General features: G+C 55.6%; 26 protein-coding genes and 1 tRNA gene. 23 read left to right on the forward strand and 4 right to left on the reverse strand.

Annotation, left to right across the window (positions count from 1 at the left end):
• Positions 1-22: 22 nt before the first annotated feature.
• The 5 genes from oscA (at position 23) to HMPREF1487_RS05825 (ending at position 4020) form a co-directional block, all read left to right on the forward strand.
• Positions 23-205: a sulfur starvation response protein OscA gene (gene oscA / locus HMPREF1487_RS05805; protein ID WP_010795676.1), complete on the forward strand. Its 183-nt coding sequence runs from the start codon at positions 23-25 to the stop codon at positions 203-205.
• Positions 206-284: 79 nt separating this feature from the next.
• A complete protein-coding gene (locus HMPREF1487_RS05810; RefSeq protein ID WP_010795677.1) occupies positions 285-1283 on the forward strand; it encodes a sulfate ABC transporter substrate-binding protein in 999 nt (332 codons plus the stop codon).
• Positions 1284-1360: 77 nt separating this feature from the next.
• Positions 1361-2179, forward strand: coding sequence for a sulfate ABC transporter permease subunit CysT (cysT, locus tag HMPREF1487_RS05815; RefSeq protein ID WP_010795678.1), 819 nt, complete (start codon positions 1361-1363; stop codon positions 2177-2179).
• Between the two features lie 9 nt (positions 2180-2188).
• A complete protein-coding gene (gene cysW / locus HMPREF1487_RS05820; RefSeq protein ID WP_010795679.1) occupies positions 2189-3052 on the forward strand; it encodes a sulfate ABC transporter permease subunit CysW in 864 nt (287 codons plus the stop codon).
• Positions 3052-4020, forward strand: coding sequence for a sulfate/molybdate ABC transporter ATP-binding protein (locus HMPREF1487_RS05825; RefSeq protein ID WP_010795680.1), 969 nt, complete (start codon positions 3052-3054; stop codon positions 4018-4020). The genes cysW and HMPREF1487_RS05825 overlap by 1 nt, the downstream gene beginning before the upstream one ends.
• Before the next feature lie 55 nt (positions 4021-4075).
• On the opposite strand, the gene HMPREF1487_RS05830 is transcribed toward HMPREF1487_RS05825, so the two are convergent.
• The 3 genes from HMPREF1487_RS05830 to gabD form a co-directional block, all read right to left on the reverse strand.
• Positions 4076-5176, reverse strand: coding sequence for an SMP-30/gluconolactonase/LRE family protein (locus HMPREF1487_RS05830; RefSeq protein ID WP_010795681.1), 1101 nt, complete (start codon positions 5174-5176; stop codon positions 4076-4078).
• A gap of 295 nt (positions 5177-5471) precedes the next feature.
• Entirely contained in the window at positions 5472-6752 is a 1281-nt protein-coding gene (gabT, locus tag HMPREF1487_RS05835; RefSeq protein WP_010795682.1) for a 4-aminobutyrate--2-oxoglutarate transaminase, read from the reverse strand.
• A 249-nt stretch (positions 6753-7001) separates the two neighbouring features.
• Entirely contained in the window at positions 7002-8450 is a 1449-nt protein-coding gene (gabD, locus tag HMPREF1487_RS05840) for an NADP-dependent succinate-semialdehyde dehydrogenase (protein WP_010795683.1), read from the reverse strand.
• Positions 8451-8900: 450 nt separating this feature from the next.
• On the opposite strand from gabD, the gene HMPREF1487_RS05845 reads away from it, so the two are divergent.
• The 18 genes from HMPREF1487_RS05845 (at position 8901) to HMPREF1487_RS27250 (ending at position 18656) form a co-directional block, all read left to right on the forward strand.
• Positions 8901-8977 (forward strand) — tRNA-Arg (locus HMPREF1487_RS05845).
• Positions 8978-9144: 167 nt separating this feature from the next.
• Positions 9145-10368 carry a tyrosine-type recombinase/integrase gene (locus HMPREF1487_RS05850; RefSeq protein WP_037029776.1) on the forward strand — a complete coding sequence of 408 codons (1224 nt, stop codon included), beginning with the start codon at positions 9145-9147 and terminating at the stop codon, positions 10366-10368.
• Positions 10365-10976 (forward strand): hypothetical protein, encoded by a 612-nt coding sequence (locus tag HMPREF1487_RS05855; RefSeq protein WP_010795686.1) that lies wholly within the window; start codon positions 10365-10367, stop codon positions 10974-10976. Before HMPREF1487_RS05850 ends, HMPREF1487_RS05855 begins: the two co-directional genes overlap by 4 nt.
• A gap of 91 nt (positions 10977-11067) precedes the next feature.
• Entirely contained in the window at positions 11068-11313 is a 246-nt protein-coding gene (locus HMPREF1487_RS05860; protein ID WP_112297905.1) for a helix-turn-helix transcriptional regulator, read from the forward strand.
• Positions 11310-11600, forward strand: coding sequence for a hypothetical protein (locus tag HMPREF1487_RS05865; protein ID WP_010795687.1), 291 nt, complete (start codon positions 11310-11312; stop codon positions 11598-11600). Before HMPREF1487_RS05860 ends, HMPREF1487_RS05865 begins: the two co-directional genes overlap by 4 nt.
• A 281-nt stretch (positions 11601-11881) precedes the next feature.
• The gene (locus HMPREF1487_RS27885) at positions 11882-12046 is read left to right on the forward strand and encodes a hypothetical protein (RefSeq protein ID WP_010795688.1); all 165 of its coding nucleotides are present in this window, start codon (positions 11882-11884) and stop codon (positions 12044-12046) included.
• Positions 12043-12378: a hypothetical protein gene (locus HMPREF1487_RS05870; protein WP_010795689.1), complete on the forward strand. Its 336-nt coding sequence runs from the start codon at positions 12043-12045 to the stop codon at positions 12376-12378. The genes HMPREF1487_RS27885 and HMPREF1487_RS05870 overlap by 4 nt, the downstream gene beginning before the upstream one ends.
• A 2-nt stretch (positions 12379-12380) precedes the next feature.
• Entirely contained in the window at positions 12381-12596 is a 216-nt protein-coding gene (locus HMPREF1487_RS05875) for a hypothetical protein (protein ID WP_010795690.1), read from the forward strand.
• A 3-nt stretch (positions 12597-12599) separates the two neighbouring features.
• Complete coding sequence (locus HMPREF1487_RS05880) at positions 12600-13523, forward strand: toprim domain-containing protein (RefSeq protein ID WP_010795691.1); 924 nt, start codon at positions 12600-12602, stop codon at positions 13521-13523.
• Positions 13516-15024: a DUF3631 domain-containing protein gene (locus HMPREF1487_RS05885; RefSeq protein ID WP_010795692.1), complete on the forward strand. Its 1509-nt coding sequence runs from the start codon at positions 13516-13518 to the stop codon at positions 15022-15024. The genes HMPREF1487_RS05880 and HMPREF1487_RS05885 overlap by 8 nt, the downstream gene beginning before the upstream one ends.
• Entirely contained in the window at positions 15024-15314 is a 291-nt protein-coding gene (locus HMPREF1487_RS05890; protein WP_010795693.1) for a hypothetical protein, read from the forward strand. The genes HMPREF1487_RS05885 and HMPREF1487_RS05890 overlap by 1 nt, the downstream gene beginning before the upstream one ends.
• Positions 15314-15577, forward strand: a complete 264-nt coding sequence (locus tag HMPREF1487_RS05895; RefSeq protein ID WP_010795694.1) for a hypothetical protein — start codon at positions 15314-15316, stop codon at positions 15575-15577. The genes HMPREF1487_RS05890 and HMPREF1487_RS05895 overlap by 1 nt, the downstream gene beginning before the upstream one ends.
• 81 nt (positions 15578-15658) lie before the next feature.
• A complete protein-coding gene (locus tag HMPREF1487_RS05900) occupies positions 15659-16639 on the forward strand; it encodes a phage major capsid protein (protein WP_010795695.1) in 981 nt (326 codons plus the stop codon).
• A gap of 7 nt (positions 16640-16646) precedes the next feature.
• On the forward strand, positions 16647-16802 hold the full coding sequence (locus HMPREF1487_RS27245; RefSeq protein ID WP_010795696.1) for a hypothetical protein: 156 nt from the start codon (positions 16647-16649) through the stop codon (positions 16800-16802).
• Complete coding sequence (locus tag HMPREF1487_RS05905) at positions 16799-16993, forward strand: hypothetical protein (protein WP_010795697.1); 195 nt, start codon at positions 16799-16801, stop codon at positions 16991-16993. Before HMPREF1487_RS27245 ends, HMPREF1487_RS05905 begins: the two co-directional genes overlap by 4 nt.
• 341 nt (positions 16994-17334) lie before the next feature.
• The gene (locus tag HMPREF1487_RS05910) at positions 17335-17718 is read left to right on the forward strand and encodes a phage terminase small subunit (protein WP_010795698.1); all 384 of its coding nucleotides are present in this window, start codon (positions 17335-17337) and stop codon (positions 17716-17718) included.
• Between the two features lie 95 nt (positions 17719-17813).
• Positions 17814-18236 carry a terminase small subunit gene (locus tag HMPREF1487_RS05915; protein ID WP_010795699.1) on the forward strand — a complete coding sequence of 141 codons (423 nt, stop codon included), beginning with the start codon at positions 17814-17816 and terminating at the stop codon, positions 18234-18236.
• 261 nt (positions 18237-18497) lie between these two features.
• Complete coding sequence (locus tag HMPREF1487_RS27250; RefSeq protein ID WP_010795700.1) at positions 18498-18656, forward strand: hypothetical protein; 159 nt, start codon at positions 18498-18500, stop codon at positions 18654-18656.
• Positions 18657-19164: 508 nt separating this feature from the next.
• Here the strand turns inward: HMPREF1487_RS27250 and HMPREF1487_RS05920 are convergent.
• Entirely contained in the window at positions 19165-20373 is a 1209-nt protein-coding gene (locus tag HMPREF1487_RS05920; protein WP_037030486.1) for an ROK family transcriptional regulator, read from the reverse strand.
• Positions 20374-20396: the final 23 nt, after the last annotated feature.

The raw sequence follows: 20396 nt of genomic DNA on the forward strand, positions 1-20396 counted from the left end.
ACATGACGATCAGGAAGACTCCATGAGCGCAACGCCCTTTCGTAGTCTGGATAACCACAACGACACCATTCTTCACGATATTCAAAACGCTCTGCAGGGCCTGCGCTTCGGCTCGGTCGAGATCACCGTGCATAACGGGCAGGTTGTGCAGATTGAACGCAAGGAAAAGTTTCGCCCACAGCTACCTTCCAATAATAAGGCTTGAACGTCTATGCGACGTTCGTGCCATGCCACCGTCTATCCTAGTAGCCAACTCTAAATAAAAAGTCACAAGGAGCCGTTTCATGTTCATCCGCCGTTTCGCTTTGGCCGCGCTGGCCAGCGTATTGATTGCAGGGCCGGCCGCAGCCGCAACGGAACTGTTGAATGTGTCTTACGACCCGACACGTGAGCTGTACCAGGAGTACAACGCGGCGTTCGCCAAGCACTGGAAAAGCGAAACGGGTGAAGGCGTTACCGTCAAAAATTCGCACGGCGGTTCAGGCAAACAGGGGCGCTCGGTGATTGATGGGCTACGGGCGGATGTAGTCACGCTGGCCCTTGCAGGCGATATTGACCAGATCAGCAGCATCGGCAAGCTGCTGCCAGATAATTGGCAGACTCGTCTTCCCGATAACAGCACGCCCTATACTTCGACTATTGTTTTCTTGGTGCGCAAGGGTAACCCGAAAGGTATTCATGACTGGGCCGACCTGACCAAAGAAGGTGTAGAAGTCATTACACCCAATCCGAAAACGTCTGGCGGGGCTCGGTGGAATTTTTTGGCAGCCTGGGCCTGGGCCAAGAAACAGTACGGCACTGACGAGAAGGCACAGGCTTACGTGCAAGACCTCTACAAGCACGTCCCTGTATTGGACACCGGGGCACGTGGCTCGACCATCACATTCGTGAACAACCAGTTGGGCGATGTGCTCATTGCCTGGGAGAACGAAGCCTTTCTGGCCAAGAAGGAACAAGGCGGCGATCAGTTCGAGATCATCGTACCGTCACTGTCCATCCTGGCTGAGCCGCCAGTAGCCGTAGTGGACAAGGTGGTCGATCGCAAGGGGACACGCAAGGTTGCCGAGGCTTACCTGCAGTATCTGTATAGCGAAGAAGGTCAGCGCATTGCCGCGAAGAACTTCTACCGTCCGCGTAACGAGAAGGTGGTTGCCGAGTTTGCCCGGCAGTTTCCGAAGCTTGAACTGGTAACCATCGATGGTGCCTTTGGCGGCTGGAAATCGGCGCAGCCCAAATTCTTTAACGATGGTGGAATTTTCGACCAGATCTACCAAGGCCACTGATGCCAGGATAGCTCTACAGAATGGCCCCGGCTAACCGGGGCCTTTGCCAGGTCTGCGGGCCTGACTAAGGACACACTATGTCGCGTCGTACTTCCCCAGTCATACCCGGCTTCGGATTGACCCTGGGCTACACCATTGTCTACCTCAGCCTTCTTGTGCTGATTCCGTTGGGGGCCATGTTTGTCCATGCCGCCCAGCTTACGTGGGACCAGTTCTGGGCCATTATTACCGCACCGCGCGTCCTGGCCGCCTTACGCCTGAGCTTTGGCACTGCGTTTGCGTCCGCTGTTATCAACAGTGTTATCGGGATACTGCTGGCCTGGGTACTGGTCCGCTACACCTTCCCCGGACGCAAGATCATCGATGCCATGATCGATCTGCCCTTTGCGTTGCCAACGGCCGTTGCCGGCATTGCTTTAACGGCGCTGTATGCTCCGGCCGGACTTATTGGCAGCCTGCTCCAACCGCTGGGCATCAAGATTGCGTTCACCCCGCTGGGTATCACCCTGGCGCTGGTGTTCGTCACGCTGCCTTTCGTAGTCCGTACCGTGCAGCCTGTGCTGGCGGACATTCCCAAGGAAATTGAAGAAGCGGCAGCCTGCCTCGGCGCCAAGCCGTTGCAGGTGTTTCGTCATGTTCTGTTACCGGCGATTCTTCCAGCGTGGCTGACCGGCTTCGCCCTGGCCTTCGCCCGCGGGGTGGGTGAGTACGGCTCGGTTATCTTCATTGCCGGCAATATGCCGATGAAGACTGAAATCCTGCCCCTGCTGATCATGGTCAAGCTCGATCAATACGACTATACCGGCGCCACGGCCATTGGCGTGATGATGCTAGTGGTGTCGTTCATCCTGCTGCTGGGCATCAACCTGCTGCAGCGCCGCATCGAGCATCCTTGAGGGAACACCATGAATACATCGAATCCATCCTCCCTCAGTGCCGCTCGGCGTGGCAGCCCCTGGGGGCGACGTATCCTGATCACAGCTACCTGGATCGTATTTACACTGTTCCTGTTGCTGCCCTTGTATATCGTCCTGTCGGGAGCTCTGAAAGAGGGGTTCGGCACGTTCTTTAGTGCCATCATCGAGCCGGATGCCTTGTCGGCTCTGAAACTGACGCTCATTGCGACCGGTATATCGCTACCACTGAACGTGGTATTTGGCGTGGCGGCGGCCTGGTGCGTGAGCAAGTACGAGTTTCGTGGCAAGAGCATCCTGGTTACGTTGATCGATCTGCCCTTCTCTGTTTCGCCGGTCATCGCCGGTCTGGTGTATGTGCTGCTCTTCGGCGCGCAAGGACTGCTGGGTCCGTGGCTGCAGGATCATGATATTCAGATCATCTTTGCCGTACCCGGAATCGTGCTGGCGACCCTGTTTGTGACCTTTCCTTTCGTGGCCCGCGAACTGATCCCGTTGATGCAGGAGCAAGGCACGCAGGAAGAGGAAGCCGCGCGGCTGCTGGGTGCCAACGGCTGGCAGATGTTCTGGCATGTCACCCTGCCCAACATCAAATGGGGCCTGATCTATGGCGTGCTGCTGTGTAACGCACGTGCCATGGGTGAGTTTGGTGCGGTATCGGTCGTATCCGGCCATATTCGTGGCGTAACCAACACCCTGCCGCTGCATGTCGAGATTCTTTATAACGAATACAACCATGTGGCCGCGTTCAGCGTGGCCTCGCTGCTGCTGGCCCTGGCCCTGCTGACCCTGCTGCTCAAGCAGTGGAGCGAAAGCCGCCTCGCCAACCAGAACAGCACTCAGGAGACGCATTGATGAGCATCGAAATCCGTAACGTTAGCAAGCGCTTCGGTGCTTTCCAGGCCTTGAATGACATCAACCTTGATATCCAGAGCGGTGAACTGGTCGCACTGCTAGGCCCTTCCGGTTGCGGCAAGACTACCCTGCTCCGGATCATCGCCGGCCTGGAAACACCGGACAACGGCAACATTGTCTTTCATGGCGAAGATGTCTCCGACCGTGACGTGCGGGATCGGAACGTAGGATTTGTGTTCCAGCACTACGCCCTGTTCCGCCACATGACCGTGTTCGACAACGTGGCGTTTGGCCTGCGCATGAAGCCCAAGCGCGAACGGCCCAGCGAGAAAGTGATCGCCGAAAAGGTCCATGAACTTCTAAACATGGTTCAGCTGGACTGGCTGGCCGACCGCTACCCTGAGCAGCTGTCCGGCGGCCAACGTCAGCGGATCGCCCTGGCGCGTGCGCTGGCGGTAGAGCCGAAGATTCTGCTGCTCGACGAGCCCTTCGGCGCGCTGGACGCCAAGGTACGCAAAGAGCTGCGCCGCTGGCTGGCCCGTCTGCATGAAGAAATCAACCTGACATCCGTTTTCGTCACCCATGACCAGGAAGAAGCCATGGAAGTAGCGGATCGTATCGTGGTCATGAACAAGGGCGTGATTCAGCAGATCGGCTCGCCGGGCGAGGTGTATGAGCAACCTGCCAGTGACTTTGTCTACCATTTCCTGGGCGACTCGAACCGCTTGCAGGTTAATGGCTCGGAGATCATGTTCCGCCCCCACGAAGTCTCCATCAGCCGGGAGGCACTCACAGGGCATCAGCCTGCCGAAGTCCGTGATGTTCGCCCGCTGGGCGCGACCACACGGGTGACGCTACGCGTGAATGGTCAGGATGAGCTGATCGAGGCGGAGGTCATCAAGGATCACGATAGCCTCATTGGCCTGCATAAAGGCGATGCCTTGTATTTCCGCCCCACCGTCAGCTGATCCTTACTATGAAAGCAGTCAGCCGTTGCCCGGCTGGCTGCTTTTTTATCGCCTGCTATAAATAGATCGCACCGCGCGTATTCACATACAGCGAATAAAGCGAGTGGCTGCTCGCCATGAAGAGGCGGTTACCGTTCAAGCCACCGAAGCATAGATTCGGGCAGCGCTCCGGCAAACGGATATGACCGATCGCCTTGCCGGCCGGATTGAAGACCATCACGCCGTCCAGCTCCTCCGGCTTAGCCTCCGGGACACCTGGGCTTCCCCAGCCACACCAGAGATTACCGTCTTCGTCACACTTGATACCGTCCAGTGCCCCGTAATTTACACCTTCAATATGCTTGCGCCGCTCACCTAACGTACCGTCATCGTTGACCACATAGGCCCAGACCAGCCGGTTCGGCTTGGCACGCCCCTCGACCACATACAGGGTCTTTTCATCTGGCGAGAAGCACAGGCCATTGGGCCCTGCCAGATTATCGATCACCCGCGTGACCGCTCCCGTCTTGCCATCGATGCGGTAAACCCCATGCGGCAGCTCGGTCTGGACCTTATGCCCTTCATAGTTACTGTCGGCCTGGAACGGTGGATCGGTAAACCAGATGGAGTCGTCACGCTTCACAGCAATATCGTTCGGCGAGTTGAAGCGCTTGCCTTCGAACTGATCCGCCAGAACAGTGATGCGACCGTCGTATTCCATCCGCGTGATGCGGCGGCCTTCATGGGTAGTGGTTGACCCTTCGCAGATCAACAGGCGGCCCTGACGATCCCGGCACAAGCCATTGGAGTAATTGGAAGAATCACGGAAAACGCTCAGGCTACCGGTAACCTCGTCCCACCGCATGATGCGGTTATTGGGAATATCACTAACCAGCAGATACCGACCGTCACCAAACCAGACCGGCCCTTCGAGCCAGCGCATGCCGGTGCCGAGCTTTTCAATGCTCGCGTTGAAAATGCGGTATTTAAGAAAGCTTTCATCCAGCACCTGGACCAGCGGATCCGGGTAACGCTCACTGAGCGGTTCGGGGCTTGCGGCTTCTGCAAGACTGAAGCGGCCCAGGGTTACAGATGCAGCCGAAAGGACGAGCGATGTTTTGAGAAAGCGCCTACGGGTATCGTCAGCCGTAGCGCCATGCTGCTGTTGATCAGCCATGGGGGCATAACTCCTTGTTCTTATTATGGATAGCCTGCCGAAACGTGGCGACGGGCCTGTCATCCTCCCGACAGCAACGCCCACATTGGCCGCTCGTGCTGCATACAGCACAGGAGCATTCGAAGAGGAAAGACAGACTCTAGACAAGTCATCGTATGACTTGCAAGGAAAAGGCTGCAGAATGCCTCACAAAGCGGCCTAAAGGCTCTAAATCAGCGCCTTAAATCGTCAGACAACTTTTTTTCCAGACAATAAAAAACCGCCGCGAAAGCGGCGGTTCTTGTCATGCTGCAGATCAGGCCAGTTCGTCGAAGCATTCGCCGATAATGCTAATACCACGCTGCAGGTCTTCATCGCTGACAGTCAGCGGAACCAGGATGCGCAGTACGTTCCCGTAGGTGCCGCAGCTGAGCATGATCAGGTTCTTTTCACGGGCACGAACCACTATCTGGCTGGCCAGTGCACCGTTGGGCTTGTGGACGTCACCGTCCTCACCCAGCTCGACCGCAATCATGGCACCCAGGCCACGCACATCGACAATTGCCTTGTGCTTGGCAGCAATGGCCTTGAGGCCTGCTGTCAGCTGCTCGCCCACAGCCTTGGAACGGTCCAGCAGTTTTTCTTCCTCGAAGGCCTCGATGACGGCCAGTGCCGCCGCACACGCCAGCGGATTACCGGCATAGGTACCGCCCAGGCCGCCAGCGCCAACAGAGTCCATTACGGTTGCACGGCCCGTAACCCCCGATAGCGGGAAGCCACCCGCGATAGACTTGGCAAAGGTGACCAGATCAGCATCAACGCCCATCTGCTCCATCGCGAAGAAAGTACCGGTACGGCCAGCACCCGATTGAACCTCATCGGCAATCAGCAGAATGCCATGGTCGTCGCACAGCTTACGCAAGCGAACCATGAATTCTTTCGGTGCTGCATAGAAACCACCCTCGCCCTGCACCGGCTCAAGAATGATCGCTGCGATATCACCCGGCTGTGCGTCGTTCTTGAATACACGCTCCACGCTGGCGATGGCGTCGTCCACGGTGATGCCATGCAGCTCACAAGGGTACAGGGCACGGAATACACCGCCCGGCATCAGCCCCATGCCAGCCGAGTAAGGAGCGACCTTGCCGGTAAGCGACAGAGTCATCATGGTACGGCCGTGGTAGGCGCTGGTAAACGCGATGACACCGGCGCGTTGAGTGGCTGCACGGGCGATCTTCACCGCATTTTCAACGGCTTCAGAGCCTGAGTTGAACAGTGCAGTCTTTTTGGGGAAGTTGCCTGGCACCAGCTGGTTGAGCTTTTCGCAAAGGGCGACATAGGGCTCATACGCTAGTACCTGGAAGCAGGTATGGGACACCTTCTTCAGCTGCTCCTGTACGGCCGCTACAACTTTGGGATGCAGGTGGCCGGTGTTCAGCACAGCGATACCGCCAGCAAAATCCAGGTATTCGTTACCTTCGACGTCCCACACCTTGGCATTCTCGGCGCGGTCGACAAAGATCGGGTGAGTCTGCCCAACGCCACGGGGTACAGCGGCGTTACGGCGATGCATCAGGGAAGCGTTTGTATCAGTCATGGTGTCCTCTTGAGCTGCTCATCGTCAGCCAGATAGGGAGTAAAAGCGAGCACCGGTCGCAGGGCAGCATACGATGATCGACTGCCAACAACGCCAGCCACTCGCCGGAGGTAGTGCGTTACCAACGGCTCGCTCAAGGCGATGACACCCTGAGCGAGGGAACCACAAGACGGCTACCAAAACTGGTCTGGCCTTGGGCCAAACGGGGTCCGATAGCCATCAACGTCTGTTAACCAGACGCCGTGGCGATCAAACACCCAGGCAGAGGTATTTGATTTCCAGATAGTCTTCCATACCGTACTTGGAGCCTTCACGGCCCAGGCCGGACGACTTCACGCCACCGAACGGTGCCACTTCGGTAGAGATCAGGCCGGTGTTGATACCTACCATGCCAGACTCCAGCGCCTCAGCCACACGGAAGACGCGGGACAGGTCGCGGGCATAGAAGTACGCGGCCAGACCGAACTCGGTATCGTTCGCGCGGGCAATGGCTTCTTCTTCCGTCTTGAAGCGGAACAGCGGAGCCAGCGGGCCGAAGGTTTCTTCCTTCGAGACTTTGGCGTCTGCCGGTACGTTAATCATGATGGTCGGCTCAAAGTAGCTGCCGCCCAGCTGGTGAGCCTTGCCGCCTGTGATCACCTGGGCACCGTGGGACACAGCGTCCTCGATGTGCTCCTTAACCTTGGCAGCCGCCTTGTCGTCGATGAGCGGGCCAATGGCTACGCCCTCTTCCAAGCCATTGCCCACTTTGAGCTTCTCGACCGCTGCCTTGAATTTCTCGGCAAACGCGTCGTACACGCCATCCTGTACATAAATACGGTTGACGCAGACACACGTCTGGCCGGCGTTGCGGTACTTGGAGATGAGCGCGCCCTGAACGGCGGCATCCAAATCGGCATCATCAAACACGATGAACGGTGCGTTGCCACCCAGCTCCAGAGACACCTTCTTAATGCCTGGGGAGCATTGCTCCATCAGCTTGGCTCCAATCTCGGTAGAGCCAGTGAAGGACAGCTTGCGAACAGTCGGGTTGCTGGTCAGCTCGGCGCCGATTTCGGACGCGCTGCCTGTGACCACGCTCAGCACCCCTTTCGGAATACCGGCACGCTCGGCCAGCTCGGCCATGGCCAGCGCGGTGAATGGCGTCTGGCTGGCAGGTTTGATGACCATGGTGCAACCGGCTGCCAGGGCAGGGCCGGCTTTACGGGTGATCATGGCTGCCGGGAAGTTCCAGGGCGTGATCGCTGCTGTTACACCAATCGGCTGCTTGATAACAATAATACGCTTGTCCGCCTGATGGCCGGGGATGGTATCGCCATAAACACGCTTGGCTTCTTCAGCAAACCACTCAATAAAGGATGCGGCATAAGTGATCTCGCCCTTGGCCTCGGCCAGTGGCTTGCCCTGCTCCAATGTCATCAGGCGACCCAGGTCGTCCTGGTTCTCGATCATCAGCTCAAACCAGCGACGCAGCTTCTGCGAACGCTCCTTGGCCGTCAGATCACGCCAGGCCGGCAGGGCGCGCTCGGCTGCCTCGATGGCGCGCTTGGTTTCCGCGCGGCCCATCTTTGGTACTGTTCCCAGGGTTTCGCCCGTGGCCGGGTTGCCTACGTTGATCGTCTGGCCGCCGTCGGCATCCATCCAGGCTCCATCAATGTAAGCCTGCTGTCGGAACAGTGAAGCATCTTTCAATTGCATGAAGGTCTCCTCGAAGAGATTTCAGGTCGACGGGGCCACTTTATTAAGCCCCGCTGACAATATTCTGAATGGGAAAGGCAACAGCGCTTTCCGTTCAACTCTTTTATCGCGAATCGATAACCATCCCTCACCCTGAATTCAAAGGGTTATGGAAAGGCAATGATTGGCGGTATACAGCGGAACACGGCCCATCGCCGGACGGGCCGATGGATGACACAGCGAACGTCTGCCAAAGCGAAGCGGCAAGCGTTCAAAATCTCAAACGCATGCTAGGCTTCCGCTAACATAAGCGCAATATGTGTTCGATAAAAACAACGCATGCTGCGTTATAGAAGAAATAAACCGTTAGAGAAGCTACGAAGCCAACCCGCTGATTTTGCTTGGAAACACGAACGCGAAACAGGGCATGGACGTCTCGCCTAGAGATGCGTATCATGTCGCCCTCGTAACGCATCCGTAGCTCAGCTGGATAGAGTACTGCCCTCCGAAGGCAGGGGTCGTGGGTTCGAATCCCGCCGGATGCGCCAGATACTAGTTTCCACATGTTCCTACATGCAGCGAAACACCCCAAGAAGCCCGCCCTGTGCGGGTTTTCTTATTTCTGGATGCTTACATATATTCCCGTATAGCCTTCCCCGCCGTGTATGCCTGCTTGTATGCTTGGATAAAATTCGAACCAGCGGCATACAAGCGCATGAAACGTAGTGAAATCAAGCGAAGGCCCATGGCAGACACGACCCTTGCCAGTCTGGAGCCTGAAACGGTTGCATACCGTGAACTGGATGGCAAAGGCTTGTATTTCCGCGTAAAGCAGAACGGGCAAAAGTCCTGGGAGCTTCGCTACAAGAAGCCAGATGGCAAATGGTCATGGCTTGGCCTGGGTGGTTATCCAGAAGTAAGCGGCTCACTAGCCCGCCAGAAATCCGCCGAACTGCAAGCCGATGCAGCGGCAGGGAATAATCCTTTTATCAGTAAGCAGGCCCGGAAAGCGTCTGAACTCCAGGCCGCTACCAATACCTTTGAATCACTCATGCGTGAGTGGGTAGATATTCGCAAGGCTGGCTGGGCACCTAACACAGCAGCAAGAACAATCGGCGCCCTTGAGCTTCATGTCCTGCCTGTCTTTGGCAAACGTCCCTATGTAGAGATCCTGCCGGTTGAGTGGATGGAATTTTTCCGGGTTATGGAGCGTAAAGGCATCATCGAACAGGTAAAGCGTGTACGCCGCTCCTGTAAGGAGATCTATGACTTGGCCCGCGTGACTGGCCGCGCTGTGCATAACCCGCTGGAAGGCTTGAGCCGATTCCTGCAGACCAAGACCGCAGAAAACTATGCTCACGTCTCCCCTGCCGAGCTTCCAGCTCTATTGAGAGCCGTCTTTACCTATCCCCATGCCACCGATGTTCGCTTAGGGCTGCGCCTGCTGTGCCTTACGGCTGTGCGCCCAAGTGAGTTAAGGGAAGCCCGCTGGGATGAGTTCGATCTCTCCGCCAAGCTCTGGACGATTCCTGCCGATCGGATGAAGAAACGGCGCCCTCATACCGTCCCGCTCTCTCGCCAAGCCATTGAGGCATTACAGGAACTGCACGTCTATACCGGGCGCTATCCCCTGCTCTTTCCTGGCAGAAATGATCGTACACAGCCTAGAAGCAATATGGTTTTCAATATGGCGCTGCGCCGGATGGGCTATGAGGGACGACAAACAGGCCATGGCTTTCGCCATATCGCCAGCACTGCGCTAAGGGAGCATGGCTTCCCTAAAGATCACGTCGAGATGCAGCTATCGCATGTAGAGGATGGCGTATCAGGCGTTTACAACAAGGCTCAGTACCTGGAGCAGCGTGCCGTCATGATGCAATGGTATGCCGACCACCTAGACAAGCTGGCAGCCGGTAATGTGGTGGAGCTGCGAGCATGAAGAAGATTGCACCGCAATATACAGGCGGAGCGGTAGACGAAAGCTTAACAGCTGAGGCCGAACGGCTCATCCGGTCATTGCCTGGCGATACTGCAGATCTTGAAGAGAAAATCAGACGCCTACTGGGCAGATATCGAAACTTCCGTAAATTTTACGATACCGAACCTCAAGTTTCGGTAACTATTGCTCATCTTAATGAGCTGGCCAAACAAGCCCGAAACCTAAGAGAAGGGTTGAATTTGATTCCTGCTAATGCAGAAGCCGTTATTTCCACATCCATGTGGAAAGCATGGGATGTTAGTTATTTTGAGTACGAGCGAAGCTTGAAACGAGACCTAACTCGCTTAGAGGTCATCCTTCAGCATGCAGCTAAAGAATTTGAGCCTGCAAAAGGCCGGCCTGGCGACAAAGCTAACAGTCTTGAGCATGCTCTCTTATCCGATGTGGCTGGTCTTCTTGAAAATCAGACTGGAGGCTCGCTAGGAAAATTAAAGCTTGCTGGCTTAGCAGCAGAGATACTTATAAGCGCGAAAGTCCATGGTGTACCGGGAACCCAAAAGCGTGCTCGTGATGCAATAAACGCTTGGCTCAAACGTAGCACCACCTAGATTGGACAAAATGAGGGCCTATCCCGGGCCTTCCAATGGCACTTTCTGTGTGAATAATGGGGTGTACCGCAAATCAAGCAGGTACATCACAATGCAAGCCACCACTCTTCAAGATATTCATCGCCAAGCTGCTCAACTCTCCCAACTGCTCACTTTTACAGAGGTCTGTGGACTACTGCGTAAGTCGCGTTCAGGAGTCTACAAACTCATGGCAAGTGACCCATCTTTTCCTCGCACGGTAAAGGATGGCGAAGCCCGTTCAGCCAGAGCATTTTTTGTGGCATCGGAAATTGCCGCTTGGCAGCAATCGAAGCTAGCGGCGAGGGATGCAGCATGAAAAAGCCGCTCGCCCCCGGAGAGAAGCAAAGCGGCCTTGAAAACATGCAGGACGATTATAGCCTCTGCAGTATCGAAACTCACGAGCCGTTCATTCTTAACACTCTGCTGCCGCTTATCACAGCCCAATCGCAAAAGACAGATAACCCAGCTTCGGTAGTAGTACTTGCCTGCTTTATGAGTCTGGCGACGATCCTACAGGCCAAAGGGCTAAGCCGTAACACGCTCATCGCCCTGATTGATGGCTCTCGTCTGGAAATGCACGACGCGCCGGAGGGTTTGCATTGATGACTATTGCATCCGTACGTTTCCAGATGTATTGTCGGCCTGTCGCTGCAAATTCAGCGAACGGGCGTAGGAACCCGGGAAAAGACAAAGGCGCAACAGCGCCCAGATCACGATTGCGAGCGCTTTTTTTCTGTTCGCAGTCCCGTGTTATGGCAGCTGTGTGCGGGCAGGCTTCGGCCTGGCTGGGTTCCTTTGTCCCCAGTATTCCTACCCCGTGCACAGCTGCCACCATATCCCGTAGGAAGGACGGTGGCAGCTCCATCGACAAAGGAGCTACACCCATGCGTTATACCCTTACCCTAAATCCGTCCAAAGCACGTGCCGCTGCTTATAAAGCAATGGCTTTTGCCGCCCTGCACGCTAACTCCAGCTTATCCGTACGCCTGAAACGTTATAACTCTCATATGGCTAAAGCCCGCAGCCTGGAAGTGGGAGGTGTGCAATGAGCTATTCCGACATTGCTATAGATAAAGCCCTACTTACCCTGACAGACGACCAGCGCAAGGCACTAGCCGTTTTAATTGAGGCCGAGCGTGAACATTCGTCTCGCTGGTGGACTTTTCTTCATGAGATGCGGATTAGAGGCGAGCTTCCCCAGTGGGCTATGGAGCAGGAAGTAGGCCGTCATTCCGATTACGAACGCTATGAGGCTGACCGCGTAGCCTTTAACAGCGCCCTATTCGGCAAGAAGCATCACATACGCTCGAAAGGTGAACCCGAGTTCGTATTCATCTCTTTGCTAGATGACAGCTCAAACCTCGATCTGACGAGGGCTTAACCATGAAAGCTTCCCTACTTCTAAACACCCTCCAGCAAGGCACCTTGCTTGGCTACTTCGAGACAGCGCAGAACGCCGAGCGCCCCTATACAGAGCGGTACATCGCCGTGTTGCTGGGGAGTGGCTATCTGTCCTGCCTGATGGATCAGAACCTTATCCAGCCTGAGCACTATCTGGCGCTGGGTCACGAACTGCGCCAGCTAACGCAAGAGGGCTAAACCATGAACGTTTCAAAAACCTGCCAACTGGCGGGAACGGCCACACTTTGCCTGGAGAAAGTAGAAATAGTTTTTCGGGATGCGCTGCAAAACGTCTATGGAGCGCTTGACTGGCTACCCATTGCCGATGGAGCCATTCACCGATTCCGCGTGCCCAGTGACAAGCCCGGCGCTTTGAATGGCTGGTACGTCCTGTATCTGGACGGTATTGCGTCTGGCGCGTTTGGTTCGTGGAAAGTGGGTGAGGTGCACCGCTGGAGCATTCGCAAGCCTGCTGATCCGCTGGAAACCCAACTGATTGCCCAGCGTATCGAGCAAGCCAAGCGCCAGCGCGAAGCCGAACTACAGAAACGTTGGCTAGAGGCTGAGGACTGGGCTAACCGCTGGTGGCATGAATCACGGGCGGCTGATCCTGAGCACCCCTACCTGATGCGTAAGCAGGTTAAGCCCCACGGCCTGCGCCAGCGCGGCAATGAACTGTTAGTACCGCTCTATCACTGCCTCCAGTTGGTAAACCTCCAGCGCATTGCTCCTGACGGCTCTAAGCGGTTTTTAGCAGGCGGACGGGTAAAGGGTAGCTACTCACCCCTTGGAGGTATGGAGGCGGAACAGCCTCTTTATATCTGTGAGGGCTGGGCCACTGGCGCAACGCTTCGAGAGGCTACGGGTAGCGCCGTGGCCTGCGCCATGAATGCAGGCAACCTCCTGGAGGTCGCGCTACAGCTCAAGCACCGCTACCCCGCTGCCCGTCTCGTTATTGCGGGTGACGATGACCGCCAGACACCCGGCAACCCTGGACGTACCGCTGCTAATGCCGCGGCATTGGCTGTTGCCGCTGAGGTGGTTTTCCCCAACTGGCCAGAAGACGCACCGCTAGCGCTGAGTGACTTTAACGACCTCTCCTGCTGGAGTGCTCGCCATGAATAAGGTGATTCGCTTGGAACCCAAAAGCCCTATCCAGAACGCGCTCCAGCGGCTACCAGACGACCCCGGCGCAATCTATGAGCCTGCCATTCTGGAAGCCTTGCGCCAGATGAAGGAATCAAACCCCGCTGACTTTGCCAGGGTTCGCCAGCAAGTAAAGGATAGCAAGGCACTCAGCATGGCCGAGTTCGACCGACTGACTGCGCCAAGCCTGGAACTCAAGCAGACTTCACATGACGGCATCTTTGATGAAGTGGAAGCATGGCCTGATTCGGTCAATGGTGTTGAGCTGCTAGACGAGATAGTCGAGGCGCTGGGCCGTCACGTCATTGCCGATAAGGAGACGCTTCGAGCGGCTGCGCTGTGGGTAGTGTTTACATGGCTGATTGACTCGGTACAGGTTGCCCCAATCGCCAATATCACCGCACCAGAGAAGCGCTGTGGTAAGACCGTCATGCTTTCCGCCCTGGGCAAGCTGGCCTACCGACCTATGCAGGTCTCTGACATCGCTACAGCGGCTCTCTTTCGCTCGATTGAGCTATGGAACCCTACCCTGCTGATTGATGAGGTAGATGCTTTCCTGCGCGACAACGAAGAAGCACGCGGCATCTTGAATGCTGGCTTTACCAAGGACAGCGCCTTCGTGATCCGCTGCGTAGGTGACGATCACATGCCTACCAAGTTCAAAGTATGGGGAGCTAAAGCCTTATGCGGTATTGGCAAGATCGCTGACACCCTGGCCGACCGTAGCATTCCGCTACGTCTGCGCCGCAAAAAGCCTGGAGAACAAGCCGAGCGCCTACGTCATTCTGACCCTGCCTTATGGGAGCGTTTACGTAGTCGCATCGCTCGCTTTGCCGAGGATAATGCTAAGGCCATTAGCGCCTCCCGGCCTGTCATTATCGAAGGGTTAAACGATCGTGCAAATGATTGCTGGGAGCCGCTTCTTGCCATTGCCGAAGCTGCAGGTGGCGATTGGCCAAGAATGGCACGCCAGGCTGCTGCGTCCCTGCATGGCATTGAAGATGAGGCGCCAAGTGTAGGTGTTGAGCTACTGGCGGACATCAAAGCGATTTTTGATACCAAGCAAGCCAGCAAGATCTTTAGTGTTCATCTGCTCGAAGATCTTATTCAGGATGACGAAGCACCTTGGGCCACCTGGAACCGAGGTAAGCCCATGTCACCGCGCCAGCTATCCGCCAAGCTGGGAGAGTTTGGTATCAAGTCCGGTACAGTCCGGGCAGGCTTCGACACGAAGAAAGGTTACTCCAAAGAGCAATTTGTGGAGGCATGGGACAGATACCTTTCCTCCAGCCCTCCCGTTACAAGCGTCACACCGTCACAACCCAGTAATCACGCGGCCTCCAGCGATTTTCAAAGCGTCACACAACCTACTAATGTGACGGATAAAAAATCGCTACAACCCAACAATGGCGCGGGTTGTGACGGTGTGACGGATAGAGCACCCCTCCTACCGGATGACGAAGACGGGGAGGAAATCTAATGGCCGCTATCGACTACCTAAAGCAGTTAGGTCTACGTGCCCAGCGCAAGGGAAGCCGCGTTTACGTATCGCCTAAAGCCAGGATTACCGATGACGTTCGCCGGTATGTGAAATCGCATCGCCTGGAGCTACTGGCTGAGCTATCTGCCAATGATGGTATAGCCAGAAAGATGCACTGGCAGATCACCCTAAGCGGTAAGACTCTCTGCACGATGATTGGTGAGCCTATGACCCATACCGAGGCGCTGGAAGCTGCCCGCTTCCGGTGGCCTGATGCAGAGGTGCAGTGATGACTGAAACCTTTGATCAGCGTGTTGAGGCAACGATGCAGTTACTCATCAACTCATGCAGGGAGTGGAATATCACCATAGCTGGCGACATGAGCGTGACCGAGGGAGATACGGAGCGCCTGCTTGGCTACAGTCCTGGCGCGCTTCGAGCACAACGGCAGGAAGGAAAATGCCGTATGCCCCGCCGCCTGATTGGCAATCGATGGCGTTATCGTCTTAGCGATATTGCAGCAGAGTTCGAAAAAGGCTACGAAAACGCATGATTTAGCGGGAAATGTTGGCATGGAACGCACGACCCTCCCGCTTAACACTGTGTGCATTCTCCAATGACTGGATTCGCACATATGAACCTACCCGCCAATACCCTTATCCGATTCCTTCAAGCCAAAGCCGTAGGCGCTGGCGATCCAATGAATGCGCTTGGCTATGCCAAATCACAGTTTGGTCCTGCAAGCACAGTGGTTGACCTACTGCAGAAGGAAGTAATGGGTACCACCGACCTAGGCTCTGATCCTGACTTTCTAGCGGCAGGCCGAGGGTTTGTAGAGCTGGTACGCAGTCGCTCACTGATCGGCAAGATTGCGGCTGCTTCTGCCTTTCGCAAGATCCCATTCGAAACTCGCATCCTTCGGCAACTCAGTAACCCGGTAGCCTCCTGGACAGCTGAGGGTCAACTGATCCCTGTCACAGGGACAGATTTTGAAAGCACTAATCTGCTATCGGCTGATAAGGTCGCTGGCATCATCCCAATAACCAACGAGCTTTTGAAAGGCGCCGGCGCCAACTTCGAAGCCGCTATCAGTCGTGATCTTTCCCGAGCTGTTGCAGATCTGGAAAGTACCTCCTTTATTGACCCAGCCAATGCAGGCCAAGCAGGCGTTTCTCCCGCTGCCATTACCTATGGCATCACCCCGGTTGATGTTGTAGGCAGTGACTCAAAGACCTTTATTCAAGCCCTGATTAATGCATTCCAAGGTGACCTGGAAACAGCGGTGTTCGTGACCACACCTTTAAATGGAATGAGGTTCTACAACGATGGCTACCTTGGTGCCGGTGCCCTAGGCGGTGAAGTAGCAGGCCTGCCCCTGGTAACCAGCACTGCGGTACCGGATGGATTCCTTGGCCTGATAGATCCTAGCGGCATCATCCTGGCTGATGATGGTGTTCTGCTCGATCTTTCCGACCAGACCACACTGACCTTGGAAGACGGCAATGTCGTAAGCCTCTGGCAGCTCAACCTCTCTGCCATCAAGGCTACCCGCCTACTCAACTGGCTAGCCGTTCGAGCTGGATCAGTGGCCTACATCGCTGATACCAACCAGTGAGGCAAGCATGAAGACTCAAGAGCTAGAGGCGTTAGCGAAAGGCCTTGCAGCAGGAATGAAGCCCAGGCTTAAAGAGATAGCCAAGGAACAGGATGACTTGCTTGAGCTGATCCAGGATCTGCAGGACCGAGTTGCAAGGTTGGAACAGGAGCAAAAGCCATGAGCGCACTGGAACGTATCAAGGAGCAGATAGCCAGCTTCACCGAATTGCATCCTGGCTACGACATGACCATTACAAAGCTGGAGCTGGAAGGGACAAGCGTCTTTGCCCATACAGCCAGCGGCATTGGATTCGAAGAACAGATCCAGCCAGGCGACCGAATAGCCGAGGCGCTAGGCCACACGATTAACTGATGTAAGGGACAAGTCGTGAGTGTCCTTAACAACCTCGACAGCCTGCGCGTGATGCCCTCCTTTGGAACATTTCTCCAGATCACGGCGGCAGGCACATCTCTCAAAAGAAGCAGCAATGATGAAAGAGAAAACCCTTCTCGATTACCTACGTATCTACAAGGCCCGCACGTTGCCCAAGCCTGAGCCAAAACCGTACTACTATCAGGCGTCTACAAAGGCTCTAGATGAACTGCAGCGCTGGCCTAAGTCATGGTAGGGGGGCAATTGAAAACTTATCACCTTTCGCCAAGGACACCGTCCCCGCCCCTCTTTTTACGTCTCTCCCAAATGGAAGTTTTGAAATGGCCAGACCTAGAACCCCAACCAATGTACTCGACGCCCGAGGCTCATTCAGAAAGCACCCCGAGCGCAAACGGACAGATCCTGCTACCTCTGGCCCATTAACCGAACCGCCTTCCCACCTGAGTGAACAGGCGCTGGCGTGCTGGAAAGAGATTGCAGGAGCAGCCCCGCTTGAGGTTCTGACCAACTCTGATCGTATCGCGCTGGAGATGGCCGCCATGCTCCTAGCGCAGTTCCGCGCGGATCCGGTGGAGTTTCCAGCAATGAAGCTGACCCGACTGGAGGTACTGCTGGGCAAGTTTGGTATGACGCCTGCCGACCGAGCCAGAGTAAGCACAGGAAAAGCCAAGAAGCCCAGCTCGAACCCTTTTGCAGATCTGTGAAGGTGGGGGCATATCGAAAGTTGGAAGACTCTTATTAGCTAGACCGCCCCCGACCTCATTCAGAGATTAAATTCCCTATTACAGGATCGGCCAACATGCGCCACTTCACCCACCAGCAACGCATCTTCATAGCGGCCTACGCCAGAACAGGAAATGGCAACCAATCGGCTATTGAGGCGGGCTATGCACCAGCTGATGCACGCTCTAGAGCATCCAAGCTACTCAGCAGGCCGGATATACAAGCAGAGGTCGAAAGGCAGCGCCAAGTAGGCAGCACTGGCCAGCCCTCGGCACTCGACCAAAAGTACGATGGTCCTTTGGAATTCCTGTGTGCAGTAATGGGTGATCCTGGAGCAGATCCGCGCCTGCGTATTGAAGCCGCTAAGGCTCTATTGCCTTACGTCCATGCTAAGAAAGGTGAAATGGGCAAGAAAGACGCTGCTAAAGAGGCTGCAAAGGCTGCTGCTCAAGGTAGATACAGGCTCAGGCACTCACCAACGCTAAAGTCAGTGAAATAGTCTGCTGGAGTAAATACCACCTAATCGGGTGGTTTTTTCACTCACATCTGAGGGATTATCCGGAAAGCCTAATTGTGTCCCAGAGACACTTTTAAACTGGCCTTGCATATTTCTCAATTTGAGGAGTGAAGGAGGTGCTGGGCCAGCGTGCGTGGTACTGGCCCAGCTACATACCAGTCATCTTCTGGAAAACCGATATGCCAGTGAAGTCTAGCAGGCCGTCTACGCTAAAAACTACTCACCTTAGCGGAGCTGCATAAGATGAATGAGAAAGAGCACCTTATAGCCCACTTGATTGATGACGAGCACAACACCCTATTAGCCATGCCTTTACGGCTGGCTTTCTGGGATGACGATCTGAACTCACTGCGTAAGATTGGCCGCGAGATAGGTGCTAGCCGTCTCGTGATTTCCCTGTGAATTGCCTATCCCAATACAGGGTGATGCTTACCCAACCGGATGCAATGTCGGTGCGAATGGGAGTTTGTTCGTGAGATTTCTCCACGTCCCGAGCAATCGCTAACTGTGTCACTGGGACACTTTTAGAGGTCCGATTTTCGGATAGTACGTCTGTTTACGTTCATCACGGCCAATAAAAAAAGCTAGTGCTGACTAAAGCTTTCTCCCTTCCGGTCGATACCCCTATTGTAACCAGGCAGTAGCATCCCCTCCCGCTACTGTCGGTTTTCGCTGTTGAGCCTCACTTCGGTGGGGCTTTTTTTTGCCTCACGAAATCCAAAAACAAGCCCAGCAGCGACCTTCGCGTATGCCTATGTGTATGCCTTTGTTTTTATTACTTATAAATACCCTTATAAAACAATTACTTGAGTTACAAGTTAGAAGCCCGCCGGAGCGCCAGATATCGTTTCCACATGCGCTGCATGTAGCGAAACACCAAAAGCCCGCCTTGTGCGGGCTTTTTTGTTTCTTATCCCCTTTCGGCTTTGAGCAACGTTTCGTAATGCGGGCTGATTTCGGTCAGGATGACCAGGGCGGCAGCACCGAGGGCAACGGTGTCCGGGCCCGCAGCGCCGAGTTGGATGCGGGGGTATTCACGGTCCGGCCGGCGGCTGACCGAGACGGGTAGCGGCGCTAGCCGGTTTACCAGTTGCTTGAGAATTGGCTCAGGCAGAAAACCGCTGATGAGGATGGTTTGCGGGTCCAGGAGGGATTCGAGGATGTTGATGGCCTGTCGCAGGGCGGGTACGGCCTCATTCAGCCAGGCATCGACGCCTTGCCTGAAGGCGGCGGTGTTACAGTTCCAGGTGGCAATATCCTGATCAGCGGTTTGTCCCAGGTGTTCAAGCAGCGAGGCGATGGACACATACCGTTCCAGACAACCCGTGTTTCCGCAGTAGCAGACCTTGCCGTCAGGAATGACGGACATGTGGCCAATCTCCCCGGCGTTATGCCAGTGCCCGGGATACAGGCGATTTTCCAGATACAGCCCTGCTCCCAGGCCGCTGCCAATGAAGAGATGCACAAAGTTTTGCAGATCGCTGGCAACGCCATGTAGTCGCTCGCCCATGGTGGCGGCAGTGGCATCGTTCTCGATAAGCACAGGCAGTTCCAAGGCTTCTTCGAGGCGTGAAGGAATGGCAGGGTCATCCCAGCCGGATAGGGCCGTTGGGCCAACGGCAGTGATGCCTTCCACGTCGAACGGCCCGGGTAAGGCAATACCGACGCCGATGAAGCGATGCGAGGGAAACTGTGCCCGGAAGCGGCCAACAGTTTCAGTGAGCAGGGGCAGCGCTTCGTCAAAGGCGGGGTAATCGACCGGCAGGCTGGCCTGCGCCTGACACTCTCCGAGTAGATCAAGCAGCACGGCAATGATGCGATGCTGCTCGACATGAAAGCCGATGGCATAGCCGCCTTGAGGGTTGATCGACAGGGGAACCGGGGGCTGGCCCCGGCCAACCTTTTCCGGCGCATGGGCGAGCAGCACGCCCTCCTCCTGCAGCTCCGTCACGATGTTCGAGACGGTTTGAGCGGTAAGGGAGGTCAGCCTTGTCAGGTCGGCACGAGTCAGCCGTCCACCCAGGCGGATGGCTTCCAGAATGACCCGGCGATTATGCAGGCGGGCGTGTTCGGCATTGGTGCCGGTAGTCACGATGCGTTTGGTAGATGCCTTTCTCATGTTTACATCATCAGGAGCGCACA

It is taken from the genome of Pseudomonas sp. HPB0071, from assembly GCF_000478505.2.
GTDB lineage: Bacteria > Pseudomonadota > Gammaproteobacteria > Pseudomonadales > Pseudomonadaceae > Chryseomonas > Chryseomonas luteola.